Here is a 12911-nt window from a genome sequence, read left to right on the forward strand (position 1 = left end):
CGATGATCATCGTTCCCGAGCACGCGATCGACGGGCTGTTGACCGAGGCGGAGTGCTTTACCGCCGTCGAACAGGTCTTCGCCTCCATGGCGCGGCGGCGAGCCGGCAACTTCCCGGTCGTCCGGGAAGCCATCGGCCACGCCGACGCGCTCTACGGCTTCAAGTCGGGCTTCGACCGGGACAGCCTCGCGCTCGGCCTCAAGGCCGGCGGCTTCTGGCCCGGCAACGCCGCGAAGGGCCTGACCAACCACCAGTCGACGGTGTTCCTGTTCGACGCCGATACCGGCCGCTGCCGGGCCGTCGTCGGAGGGAACCTCCTCACCGCGCTGCGCACGGCCGCGGCCTGCGCCATCTCCGTCCGGCACCTTGCCCGCAAAGATGCGCGGGTGCTGGGCATGATCGGCGCGGGCCACCAGTCGGCGTTCCAGCTGCGCGCCGCGCTGGCGCAGCGGCCGTTCGAGCGGGTCCTCGCGTGGAACCTGCATCCCGGCATGTTCGGCCGGATGGAGGCGGTGGCGCGGGAGCACGGCGTGGCGTTCGAGGCGGTCGACCTCGACCGGCTCGGGTCCGAGGCCGACGTCGTCGTGACGATCACGTCCTCGTTCGCGCCGATCCTGAAGGCCGCGCAGGTCCGGCCGGGCACGCACCTCGCCTGCATGGGGACGGACACGCGCGGCAAGCAGGAGGTGGAGGCCGAACTGCTCGCCGCCGCCACGGTGTGCACCGACGAGGTCGCGCAGTCGGTCAGCATCGGCGAGGCGCAGCACGCTGTCGCGCGGGGGCTCCTCGCCGCGGATTCCATCGTGGAGATCGGGGCGGTGATCAACGGCGATCACCCCGGCCGCGTCTCGGAGTCCGAGATCACCCTGTTCGACGGCACCGGGGTCGGGCTGCAGGACCTCGCGGTCGCCGCGGTGGCGGTCGACCGCGCGGTGGCCAAGGGGCTGGCGACGGAGGTGGATGTCTGACGGTCTCGACCCGAAGGTAATACATCTTTCGTCCGAATGCTGCGGTCGACGCATTCCTCGCCGTCATCACGAGCAAAGCGAAGTGACCCATGGTCGCGCGACCTTTACAGACGTTGCGCGGCTCTGGCTTGCTTCGCTTCGCTCGCAAAGACAGCCGCGCATGGATTGTCAATCGAAGAGATTATAAGAGGGCATTACTCCAGCCTCCAGCTCTGGATGCCAGGATCTTCTCAAATCTCCAGCGGACATCGACGTTCGCCCGATCCTGGAGCCGCGCCGCCGAACCCGATGTCTGGATCCGCGAGCCCCTCTGCGGAGGATGAGTAGGCCGGCCTACGCCTCGTCCCGCACGAGGGCCGCCGCGAGGGCGTTGTGGCGGGCGGTCAGCGCCCCGGCGTCGAGGGTCGTCAGGCGGCCCTCGCGCACCACGATCCGCCCGTTGATGACGCTCCAGGCCACCGTCTGCGGCGCGCAGAAGGTGAGGGCGGCGACGGGGTCGTGCAGCGCCCCCGCCATGCCGAGGCCGCGCAGGTCGAAGGCGACGATGTCGGCCGCCATGCCGGGGGCCAGCGCGCCGATATCGTCCCGGTTCAGCACCTTCGCGCCGCCCAGCGTCGCGATCTCCAGCGCCTCCCGCGCGGTCATGGCCGCCGGCCCGAAGCCGACGCGGGCGAGCAGCATGGCCTGCCGCGCCTCGCCCAGCATGTGCGACCCGTCGTTGGAGGCCGAGCCGTCGACGCCGAGCCCGACCGGCACGCCCGCGCACCGCATCTGCCGGACGGGCGCGATGCCCGAGGCGAGGCGCATGTTGGAGCAGGGACAGTGGGCCACCCCGGTCCCGGTCCGGCCGAACAGCGCGATGCCGGCGCGGTCGAGCTTGACGCAGTGGGCGTGCCACACGTCCGGGCCCGTCCAGCCCAGGTCGGCGGCGTACTCCGCCGGCGTCATCCCGAATTTTTCCAGGCTGTAGCGGACGTCGTCGTCGTTCTCCGCGAGGTGGGTGTGGAGCGAGACGCCGTAGTGCCGGGCCAGCTCGGCGGCATCGCGCATCAGGCCGCGGCTCACCGAGAACGGTGAGCAGGGCGCCACCACGATCCGGCGCATGGCGAAGCGCTCCGGATCGTGCCAGCGCTCGATCAGACGGCGCGTGTCTTCGAGGATCGCCGCCTCGTCCTCGACGACCGAGTCCGGCGGGAGTCCGCCCGCGCTCTCCCCGACGCTCATCGCGCCGCGGGCGGCGTGGAAGCGCATGCCGATCTCCTCGGCACCCTCGATGGAATCGTCGAGCCGGCAACCGTTCGGGTAGATGTAGAGGTGGTCGCTCGACGTGGTGCAGCCCGAGAGGATCAGCTCCGCCATCGCGGTCTGCGTCGAGACGCGGACCATCTCGGGCGTGAGCCGGGCCCAGATCGGGTAGAGCGCCTTCAGCCAGCCGAATAGCTCGGCGTCCTGCGCGGCCGGCACCGCGCGGGTGAGCGTCTGGTACATGTGGTGGTGGGTGTTCACGAGGCCCGGCATCACCGCGTGGCCGCGCAGGTCGAGGACGGTATCGGCCCGCTGCGGCACCTCGGCGGCGGGGCCGACGGCGACGATGCGGTTGTCCTCCACGTAGACCGCGCCGCCGGGGATCTCCCGGCGCTGCGCGTCCATCGTCACCAGGATGTCGGCGTTCGTCAGCAGCAGGGAGGTCATCGCGTCTCTCCGGGTACGCCCTGGAGGTCGCGCCGGACGGGCCGCGACGCCTCCCCACGGCCAGATGCCGCCCTCTGGCAGCAGGAACGCCGTGCCGGGCGCACCGTCTCGGGGCCGTCAGCGGGCCGCAGCATACGGCAGCCGCCACCGGCCACCTTGGCGATTTTTCGCAAACTGCTTCCGAAATCCCGGCATGGCATTCGCGGCCAGCCATGCAAGGTTTGAGAGCCAGCCAAGTCGGCAGCGCATGACCCCGGAGCGGCCGCCGAGAGCCCGCTCCCCCGCCCCCGGGCGTGCCGCCACGGCCCGCCCTGCGACTGGCCCCACACCCGCTCCTGGCGGCCCGGACCCGGAAGAGGTCCGGCCACCGCTGCCGGGTCCCCGACGACACCATCACGGGACGACGCCTCGACAGGTCCCGGCTGGCGGAGGACACGCCCATGACGTCTCACGACAGGACAACGCGCGAGGTGGACGCGGTCGACGCGATCCCGCCCCTTCCCAAGCTCCTCGCCTACGGCATGCAGCACGTGCTCGTGATGAGCGCGGGGGCTGTCGCGCCGCCGCTCATCCTCGGCGCGGCGATGAACCTGCCGACCGAGACGGTCGCCTACCTGATCAACTGCGACCTGCTGGTGACGGGCATCGCGATCCTGATCCAGTCCCTCGGCCTGGGGATCTTCGGCATCCGCCTGCCGGTCATCATGGGCGTCAGCTTCGCGGCGGTCGGCCCGATGGTGGCGATGGCGCAGGACCCGATGATCGGCCTGCCGGGCATCTTCGGCGCGACCATCGGGGCGGGGGTGTTCGGCCTGCTGCTCCGGCCGTTCTTCTCCAGGCTCGCGAGCTTCTTCCCGCCGCTGGTCACCGGCACGGTCATCCTGATCATCGGCGTCACGCTGCTGCCGGTCGGGATCAACTGGGCGGGCGGCGGCTTCGGGGCCGCCGATTTCGGCGCCCCGGTCCATCTCGGCGTCGCGGCCTTCGTGCTGGCGGTGATCCTGGTGGTCAGCCGCTTCGCCACCGGCTTCGTCGCCAACGTCGCCGTGCTGATCGGCCTCGCCGCGGGCCTGTGCCTCGCCTGGCCGCTCGGCCTGTTCCGCCTCGACGGGCTGGCCGAGCGCCCGCTCATCGCCCTCGTCACGCCGTTCCACTTCGGCTGGCCGACCTTCCACCTGACGGCCGTGGCGGCGATGTGCATCGTCATGATGGTCACGCTGGTCGAGTCGACCGGCATGTTCCTGGCGGTGGGCGACATCGTCGGGCGCCCGGTGGACAAGCGGACCCTGACCCGCGGCCTGATGGCGGACTCGCTCTCGACGCTGATCGCGGGCTGCCTCAACACCTTCCCGCACACCTCGTTCTCCCAGAACGTCGGCCTCGTGAACATGACGCGGGTGCGCAGCCGCTACGTCACGGTCGCGGCGGGCTTCATCATCCTGGGCGTCAGCCTCCTGCCCAAGGTCGCCTTCGCGGTGGCGTCGATCCCGCCGGCCGTGCTCGGCGGCGCCGGCATCGTGATCTTCGGCATGGTCGCGGCGGCGGGCCTCAAGATCGTGGGCGGCGCCGATCTCGGGGATCGCCGGAACCAGATCGTCGTCGCGGTCAGCATCGGCCTGAGCCTGATCCCGATGGCGGCGCCGAAGCTCTTCGCCGCCACGGCGCCGGACTGGGCCGGGCCGATCCTGCACAGCGGGATCACCCTCGGCGCCATCGGGGCGATCGTCCTCAACCTGCTGCTGAACTCGGACCGTCTCGGTGCCGGGGCCGAGCACCGCGTCGCCGACGCGGAGCCCGCCTTCCCGCACGCGGCCGTCCTGGACCGGGCCTGAGGGGAGAAGCCATGTCGGCCGAAGCGACCAAGGCGCTCTCGCGGCGCCACTTCCTGAAGGCCGGCGCGGCGGCGGGCGTCGCCGTGAAGGTCTCCTTCCTGGCGCCCCCGGCCCGGGCGCAGCTCGCCGAGAGCGGCCTGTCCGCCGGCTCCCCGTGGGCCGCGCCGGGCCGGCCCCGCTACCGCCTCGACGCCGTCGCCAAGGTCACGGGCGCCAAGACCTTCTCCCGCGACTACCGGGCCCGCGACCTCGCCGGCTGGCCCGACGGCCAAGCCCACGCCTTCCTCGTCGCGGCGACCCGCGCCGACCGCCGCTTCGCCGGCCTCGACCTGTCGCGGCTCCCGGCCGCCCTGCGGCCGGACCGGATCGTCCGGCACGAGGACCTGGTGGCGGACGGGGTCTCGGTCCCGCACGCCGACTTCTTCGGCGACTGGTTCCTCGTGCCGCAGGGCGAGACGCCGCGCCTGCTCGGGCAGCCGGTGGCGATCCTGATCTACGCCGACTTCCCGCGCTTCGCCGCGGCCAAGCGCGCCCTGCGCTTCGCCGACGACGTCGTGCAGTACGGTGCCGAGACCGGTCCCAGGCCGCCGGCCCATTACGGCGCCTCGCGCTGGGTGCGGATCGAGGGCGACGCGCCGGACGCGCCCGACCGGTTCTCGCCGTTCGCGCAGTCCCCGATCTTCGCCGGCTTCTCCGGCGACGAGCCCGCCTGGCCGAAGGCCGGCGACGACGGCCCCTTCGCCCGGGGCATGGCGGCGGCGGCCGCCATCGCCGCCGAGATCGACGGCGCCGGCGCGGACGCCCTGGTGATGCGGCGGACCTACCGGTCGCAGTCGACGGACGCCTCGGCCATGGAGGCCGACAACGGCAACGTCTGGTACGATCCGGCCACCGGCACGCTGCGCCTGATGATGGCGACGCAGTCGCCCTACGACGTGGCCGAGGCCGCCGCCGCGCTGGTCTCGAAATCCCGGTTCCCGCTCAGGGAGGTCGATCTCAAGGTCGGCTACACGGTCGGGTACGGGACGAAGGACCACCACATCTTCCCGTTCCTCTGCGTCGTGGCCGCGCTCTACGCGGGCGGCCGGCCGGTGCGCCTCGCCAACGACCGGTTCGAGCAGTTCCAGAACGGGCTGAAGCGCCACGCCTTCCGCATGGACAACGTCCTGCTGGTGGACCGGGCCAGCGGCCGGTTCCGGGCCATGACCGGGCGCTTCGCCTGCGACGGCGGCGGGCGCCCCAACTACTCCGTCGCGGTCTCCTTCGTCGGCGCCACCGCGGCGCAGTCGATCTACTACCTGCCGAAGAGCGACTTCCAGGCGATCGCCCTGGCCTCGCGGGCCGTGGAGGCCGGATCGACCCGGGGCTTCGGCACGCTCCAGACCATGTCGGCCACCGAGATGATGGTCGACGAGGCGGCGGCGCTCCTGGACATCGACGCGATCGACCTGCGCCTGCGCAACGTGCTCCGCTCGGGCCAGCGCAACAGCCAGGGCGCGGTCCCGGCCGGGGCGCTGCGCAACGCGGAGATCCTGACGAAGGCCGCCGCGCACCCGCTCTGGCGGGACCGGGCGGCGCGCAAGGCTGCCTACGAGGCCGTCCATCCCGGCCGCCGCTACGGCGTCGGCTTCGCGCAGGTGCACAAGGATTACGGCACGGGCGCCGAGGCGGCGGTCGCGTCGCTGGAGCTCGACCCGCGGGGCCGCCTGAGCCTGCGCCACGTCGCCCACGAGATGGGCCCGGGCGTCACCACCTCGCAGGCGGTCATGGTGGCCGAGATCCTCGGCCGGGTGCCTTCGGAGACCGCGTTCGGCGTGGTGCGCTGGCCCGAGATGCCGCTGGAGACCTCCGACCAGCCCTACACGACGTCCCAGGAAGAGGAGGACCGCCGGGCGCAGAACCCCCGCTGGACGCCGCGCTTCACCTCGCCGATGAGCGCGACCAACTCCGCCTACTACCTCGGCCACGCCACCCGGACGGCCGCGCGGTTCCTCGTCGACCACGCCGTCTGGCCCGCCGCCCGCGCGCTCTGGGCGCGGGGCGGCGGCGGCGGGGCGCTGGCTTCCTACCACGTGGTCGCCCGCGAGGACCTGCGGCTGGTGGACGGGCAAGTGCTGGGCGGCGGCCTGCCGCCGCTGTCCCTGGAGGCGGTGGCCGCCGAGGCGCACCGGCTCGGGCTGCCGGTGGGCGTGACCCTCCACACCTTCAACCGCTGGCAATGGGCCGAGGCCGAGTTCGACCTGCCCGCAACGGGCCGGACGCGCCTGCCGGTCGACGCCCTGGCGGTGCGCTACGGCGCCGGGGCCCCGCCCGAGCGCCGCGCCCTGATGGCGGATGCGGGCTGGCACTTCGTGCCCCGGGCGGCGGTCTTCTACCCGCCGACCCAGCGCAACAATGTCGGCACGACCTACTACGCGCCGATGGCCACCCTGGCGGAGGTCGCGGTCGACACCGCCAGCGGCGACGTGACGATCCTGTCCCACCACTCGATCCTCGAGTGCGGCCGCCAGATCGTGCCCGAGCTGGTCTCCGGCCAGGTGCAGGGCGGCCTCGCCATGGGGATCGGCCACGCCCTCAAGGAGGTGCTGCCCCTCTACGAGGACGGCCCCGGCGACGGCACGTGGAACTGGAACCGCTACGAGCTCCCGCGCGCCCGCGACGTGGCCCCGTGGAACCAGACGGTGGAGATCCTGCCGCCGCTCTCCGAGACCGACCCGCCCAAGGGCATCGCCGAGGTCGTGATGATCGCCGTCGTCCCGGCGCTGGCCAACGCCGTCGCGCACGCGATCGGCCACCGCTTCCACGAACTCCCCATCCGGCCCGAGCGCATCCGCGAGGCACTGGCATGAGCGCCGCCATCGAGATCAAGGACCTCTCGCTCCGCGTGAACGGCGCGGCGGTCGGTCCGATCCCCGTCCCCGTCGGCACGAGCCTGCTCGACGTCCTGCACGAGTGGCTGGGCCTCACCGGCAGCCGCATGGGCTGCGGGCAGGGCATCTGCCACGCCTGCACGGTGATGCTGGAGGAGGCGGCCGGCCCGCGGGAGATCCGCGCCTGCATCACCGGCGCGCACTGGTTCGAGGGGCGGAGCATCCGCACCGTCGAGGGCCATGCCCGCACCGCGCCGGACGGCACCGTCGTGCTCTCGCCGGTCCAGCAGGCCTTCATCGAGAATTTCGCCTTCCAGTGCGGCTACTGCACGCCGGGCTTCGTCACCGGGGCGAGCGTGCTGATCGAGCGCCTGCGCCGCGAGCCGATCCGCCGCGACGAGGTCGAGCGGGTCGTCACCGAGGCGCTCGACCGCCACATCTGCCGCTGCACGGGCTACGTCCGCTACCATCAGGCGGTGCGCGACCTCGTGCTGGCGACCCCCGGTCTCGTGACCGCCTGAGGCGCGCCGTGCGGATCCCGTCCCTCACCACCCCCGCGCGGCGCGTCGGCGCCGGGCTCGCCGCCGCCCTCGCGGTGGCCGTCTCGGCGGCCGGCCTCGTCGCCTCCGGCGCCCTGGAGCGCAGCGTCGTCGCGCGCGCCGTCGAGACCCCGCTGAGCGCGGAGGCCGTGCGCGGCCTCGCCCCCCGCGGCGCCAAGGTCGCCGCCGCGGCCGACTGCTTCGCCTGCCACACGGCCCGGGGCGGCGCCCCCTGGGCGGGGGGACTGCCCCTGGAGACGCCCTTCGGCACGATCCACGCCACCAACATCTCGCCGAGCCCGCAGGGCATCGGCGGCTGGAGCCGCGCCGACTTCCACCGGGCCCTGCGCGACGGGATCGCGCCGGGCGGACGCCACCTCTACCCGGCGATGCCCTACACGTCGTATCGCGGCCTGACGCCGGAGGATGTCGACGCCCTCTACGCCTACCTGATGACCCGCGCGCCGGTCGCGGTGGAGAACAGGGCCAATACCCTCGCCTTCCCGTTCGACCAGCGCTGGACCCTGGCGGCCTGGAACCTCCTGAGCCTGCCGGCGACCGTCGCCGCGCCCGATCCGGGCCGCTCACCCCTGTGGAACCGGGGCCGCTACGTCGCCGACGCCCTCGGCCATTGCGGCGAGTGCCACACGCCGCGCACCGTGATCCAGGCCATGCGCCCGGACGCCGTCTATCGCGGCGCCACGATCGAGGGCGTCGAGGCGCCCGACATCACGCCCGCGGGCCTCGCGCGTATGGGCTTCACCCCGCACGGGCTCGTCGGGTTCATGCGCACGGGGCTCTCGGCCCAGGGCGGCGCGACGCACCAGATGTTCGACGTCGTGCATTTCTCGACACAGCACATGGACGCGGCCGACCTCACGGCGCTCTCCGCCTACCTGTTCGACCGCGACGCCCTGCCCGCCGAGCCCGAGACGCCGGTCGCCGTCCCCCCCGCGGCGATCCCCGCGGCGGTCGCGGCCCGGGGTCGGGCCAGCTACGCCGGCCTCTGCGCCGGATGCCACGGCGGGGCGGGGGAGGGGATCCCCCACGTCTCCGTGCCGCTGCGGACGAACACCGCGATGCGGGTCGCGGGCGCGGGCGGTCTCCTGCGGGCGATCCTCGTCGGGCTCCCGGCGCAGCGCTTCCCGGGCAACGAGCGGATGGAGGCCATGCCGCCCTTCGCCGCCCTGATCGACGACGCGGCGCTCGCCGACCTCGCGACCTGGATGCGGGCCGAGTGGGGCGGGCAGGGTCAGGCGGTCACGCCGGACGAGGTCGCGCGCCAGCGCGCGGGTTTGCGGGCCGACGCTTCGCACTGAAGGCGGCCGGGAGGAGGGGGCGGACATGACCATGGCTTGTCGGATCGCGGCCGCGCTGCTGCCGCTCGGGATGACGTGCGCGGCGGGGGCGCAGGACCTCGGGACGGCCTCCTCGGCGCCGGTGGCGCCCGAGGCCACGACGGTGGTGGAGGACGGCCCGTTCTTCCTCTTCGCCGACACCCAGATCAGCTACCGCTACCAGTTCCCCACCGTCTCGCCAGGAATCCAGATCCAGCGCCCCGACGGCAGCTTCGTCTCCCGCGCGGCGCCCAAGCACATCCTGAACATCTCCCACGCCGATGCCTGGGCCTACGGGACGAATTTCTTCTCCCTCGACATCCTCAAGTCCGGGTCCCAGTTCCCGGCCGGCACCACCAACGCGCCGGGCTCCGTCGCCGCCCCGTTCTTCGCCGATTACGGCAACACCGAAGCCTACGGGCTGTATCGCGGCACGCTGAGCCTCAACGCGCTCACGGGCACGAAGGCCTTCACGGTTCCCGGCCTCGTCAAGGAGGTGTCGCTGGCCTTCGGCTTCGACGCCAACGCCCAGAACGACGCCTTCGGCTCGAAGAAGCGCGACATCGTCGGCGGCCTGAACTTCGCCTTCGACGTGCCGGCGGGCTTTCTCAACCTCTCCGTGCAAGCCTACAAGGAGTGGAACCGGAACGGGTTCAATCTCCAGCCGGACCGCGACCAGAGCTTCGACACGGTCCCGGAATTCGAGCTGGTCTACAACTTTCCCCTGACCTTCACGGGGCTGCCGCTCAGCCTCGTCGGCTTCAACAACATCGTGCTGCCGAAGGGGCGGGGCGTGAGCAACCCGGCCGCCTTCGCCTTCAACCCGCCCCGCGGGCTCGAATTCCTGTCGCGCACCAACCTCGTGCTCGATCTCGGCAAGCTCGTCTACGATCAGCCCAACCGGGTCGATGTCTTCGTCGGGTTCCAGTACTGGCACAACAAGTTCGGGAACGTCGAGACCGCGACCTTCAAGGGCACCGAGGAGAAGAGCTTCCTCGCCGGCGTCGCGTTCCACGTCTTCTGATGCCGTTTCGGTCGATCAGATCGGTTCCGCCGTCGTTGCGAGCGGAGCGAAGCAATCCAGCCGGCACCACGTTCCCCGATGTCCCGCAGCCCTGGGTTGCTTCGCTGCGCTCGCAATGACGGAGCGGGCTGCACCGACCGAAGCGTCACGCCGCGGAGGATGATCGGGTCGGACGCCGAGTTCACATTGGCGGGACAGTCCGTTGACAGGTCCGAACTGCTCCTAACGATCCCCGCCCATGATTTCCCTGGAGAGCATCCGCATCTTCCTGCGCTCGGCGGAGACAGGAAGCTTCTCGGCCGCCGGCCGCTCGCTGCGGCTGTCACCGTCGGTGGTGAGCTACCGGATCCAGACCCTGGAGGAGCATCTCGGCTGCCTCCTGCTCACCCGGACGACGCGGCGCATGAGCCTCACGGAGGCCGGCCGGATCTTCTACGACCGCTGCCTCGACATCACCGCGGCGGTCGAGCAAGCCGAGAAGAGCGTCGAGACCGCGGGCGCGGTGCCGCGCGGGGTGCTGAAGGTGACGGCGCCGCTCGGCCTCGGCCGCCGGGTCGTCGCGCCGCTCGTGCCCCGCTTCCGCGCCCGCCACGGCGAGACCGATGTCCGGCTGCGCCTGTCGGAGCACCTCCTCGACCTCGTGCAGGAGGCGGTCGACGTCGCGGTCCGCCTGTCGCAGATGCGCGATTCCACCTTCACCCTGCGCAAAGTCGCGGAGATCGAGCGGGTCCTGTGCGCGGCGCCGGCCTACCTGGCCGGGCACCCCGCGCCCGCCGAGCCGGCGGACCTGCTGCAGCACGATTGCCTGCTGCTGCGCTATCCCGGCGCCGAGCAGTTCCGCTGGACCCTGGTCGACGGGCAGGAGACCGTGACCCTGCCGGTCTCGGGGCACATCGATGCCGACGACGGCGACACGCTCACCGCCTGGGCGCTGGCCGGCGAGGGCATCGTCCTGAAGCCGCTGTTCGAGGTCGCGGCGCACATCGCCGAGGGTCGGCTCGTCCCGGTCCTGGAGCACACCCCGCCGACCAGCGTGACGCTCGGCCTGCTCTACCCGTCCCGCAAGATGCTGTCGGCCCGGACCAAGACCTTCGTCGACATGACGCACGAGGCCCTGCGCCAGCACGTGAGCGAGCAGCTCGCCCTGGTCGGCGGCCGGGCGGTCTGAGGCGGGCGCCTCAGGCCGCGACGAGGGCCTCAAGGCGCAGGGCGGCGATCCGTCCAACCTGCCGCAGGGCCTCGGCCCGCTCGGTCTCCGGCGGGTTGCCGAGCCGCTGCTCCAGCCGGGCGAGGATCGCGTCGCGGTCGAGGCCCCGGACCGCGATGATGAACGGGAAGCCGAAGCGCTCGGCGTAGGCCCGGTTGAGGTCCCGCAGCCGCGCCACCGCGGGGGAGGGGCCGCCCAGCAATCCGCTTCCCGCCTGCTCGCGGCTGGAATGCGCGGTGAGCGCGCCGCGCTGGGCGGCCCGCCCGGCGAGCTCGGGATGCGCCCGCAGCAGCGCGAGCTGGCGGACGCGGTCGGCGCCGGCGACCGTCGCCTCCATCGCCGCGTGCAGGTCCGCGCGCCCCGCGAAGGGCCCGCGGTCGAAGGCCGCCTCGGGGACCCAGGGGGAGTGCTCGTAGACCTCGGCGAGGAGGTCCACGAAGGCGTCGCGCGCGAGCGCGTTGAGCGCGGCGATGGTGATCACGGACCTGTCCTCTCCGGGGTCGGTCCCGCCGCCGGGGCGCCGGGAGGATGGTGGGCCGCCCAGTGCCGGGCGATGTCGATCCGCCGGGTCACCCAGACGTCGGAACGGGCCAGGACGTGGTCGAGGAACCGGGCGAGGGCCGGCAGGCGCGCCGGGCGCCCGACGAGGCGGCAATGCAGCCCGATCGACAGCATCTTCGGGGCGCTCGCCCCCTCCTCGTAGAGGCAGTCGAAGGCGTCGCGCAGGTGCGCGAAGAACTGCTCGCCCGACGGGAAGCCGCCGGGGATCGAGAAGCGCATGTCGTTGGTGTCGAGGGTGTAGGGCACCACGAGGTGGTCCCGGCCGGCGACGCGGACCCAGTAGGGCAGGTCGTCGGCGTAGCTGTCCGAATCGTAGAGGAAGCCGCCCTGCTCGACCACGAGCCGCCGGGTGTTCGGGCTGTCGCGGCCGGTGTACCAGCCGAGCGGCGTCTCGCCGGTCAGGCTCCGGATCGTCTCGACCGCGCGGGCGAGGTGCTCCCGCTCGATCGCCTCCGGGACGTCCTGGTAGGGCAGCCAGCGCCAGCCGTGGCCGGCGATCTCGTGGCCGTCGCGGAGAAAGGCCTCGACGGCGGCCGGATTGCGGGCGAGCGCCTGCGCGACGCCGAAGACCGTGAGGGGCACGCCGCGCTCGCGGAACAGGCGCAGGATCCGCCAGACGCCCGCGCGCGCGCCGTACTCGTAGAGGCTCTCCATGCTCATGTGCCGCGCGGGGAAGGGCGTGGCCCCGGCGATCTCGGAGAGGAAGATCTCGGCGTGGGGGTCGCCGTCGAGGACGGAGCGCTCGCCGCCCTCCTCGTAGTTCAGCACGAACTGGACGGCGACGCGGGCGCCGCCGGGCCAGCGGGCGTCGGGCGGCGCCTCGCCGTAGCCGACGAAGTCGCGCGGGGGGCCGTCTGTATCCGGTGCGGTCACGGGCGGGA

The 12911-nt window shown here is 72.7% G+C and carries 10 protein-coding genes; 7 read left to right on the forward strand and 3 right to left on the reverse strand.

What is annotated here, in order from left to right:
* Positions 1-2 precede the first annotated feature (2 nt).
* A complete protein-coding gene (bhcD, locus tag C4T42_RS11470) occupies positions 3-968 on the forward strand; it encodes an iminosuccinate reductase BhcD (RefSeq protein ID WP_020094519.1) in 966 nt (321 codons plus the stop codon).
* Between the two features lie 333 nt (positions 969-1301).
* Here bhcD and C4T42_RS11475 read toward each other — a convergent pair whose 3' ends face one another.
* Positions 1302-2660, reverse strand: coding sequence for an 8-oxoguanine deaminase (locus C4T42_RS11475; RefSeq protein WP_020094520.1), 1359 nt, complete (start codon positions 2658-2660; stop codon positions 1302-1304).
* 440 nt (positions 2661-3100) lie between these two features.
* Here C4T42_RS11475 and C4T42_RS11480 point away from each other — a divergent pair, with 440 nt between their 5' ends.
* The 6 genes from C4T42_RS11480 (at position 3101) to C4T42_RS11505 (ending at position 11430) form a co-directional block, all read left to right on the forward strand.
* Entirely contained in the window at positions 3101-4492 is a 1392-nt protein-coding gene (locus tag C4T42_RS11480) for a nucleobase:cation symporter-2 family protein (RefSeq protein WP_026605151.1), read from the forward strand.
* A gap of 11 nt (positions 4493-4503) precedes the next feature.
* A complete protein-coding gene (locus C4T42_RS11485) occupies positions 4504-7341 on the forward strand; it encodes a molybdopterin cofactor-binding domain-containing protein (RefSeq protein WP_020094522.1) in 2838 nt (945 codons plus the stop codon).
* Positions 7338-7883 (forward strand): 2Fe-2S iron-sulfur cluster-binding protein, encoded by a 546-nt coding sequence (locus C4T42_RS11490; protein ID WP_020094523.1) that lies wholly within the window; start codon positions 7338-7340, stop codon positions 7881-7883. Before C4T42_RS11485 ends, C4T42_RS11490 begins: the two co-directional genes overlap by 4 nt.
* 8 nt (positions 7884-7891) lie before the next feature.
* On the forward strand, positions 7892-9220 hold the full coding sequence (locus C4T42_RS11495) for a c-type cytochrome (RefSeq protein WP_103985117.1): 1329 nt from the start codon (positions 7892-7894) through the stop codon (positions 9218-9220).
* Between the two features lie 25 nt (positions 9221-9245).
* Positions 9246-10262, forward strand: coding sequence for a hypothetical protein (locus C4T42_RS11500; protein WP_020094525.1), 1017 nt, complete (start codon positions 9246-9248; stop codon positions 10260-10262).
* Between the two features lie 238 nt (positions 10263-10500).
* Positions 10501-11430, forward strand: a complete 930-nt coding sequence (locus C4T42_RS11505) for a LysR family transcriptional regulator (protein WP_020094526.1) — start codon at positions 10501-10503, stop codon at positions 11428-11430.
* A gap of 10 nt (positions 11431-11440) precedes the next feature.
* On the opposite strand, the gene uraD is transcribed toward C4T42_RS11505, so the two are convergent.
* Positions 11441-11950 (reverse strand): 2-oxo-4-hydroxy-4-carboxy-5-ureidoimidazoline decarboxylase, encoded by a 510-nt coding sequence (gene uraD, locus C4T42_RS11510; RefSeq protein WP_020094527.1) that lies wholly within the window; start codon positions 11948-11950, stop codon positions 11441-11443.
* The gene (gene puuE, locus C4T42_RS11515) at positions 11947-12903 is read right to left on the reverse strand and encodes an allantoinase PuuE (protein WP_020094528.1); all 957 of its coding nucleotides are present in this window, start codon (positions 12901-12903) and stop codon (positions 11947-11949) included. The genes uraD and puuE overlap by 4 nt, the downstream gene beginning before the upstream one ends.
* Between the last annotated feature and the right edge of the window lie 8 nt (positions 12904-12911).

It is taken from the genome of Methylobacterium sp. 190mf (genome assembly GCF_900107945.1).
Taxonomy (GTDB): domain Bacteria; phylum Pseudomonadota; class Alphaproteobacteria; order Rhizobiales; family Beijerinckiaceae; genus Methylobacterium.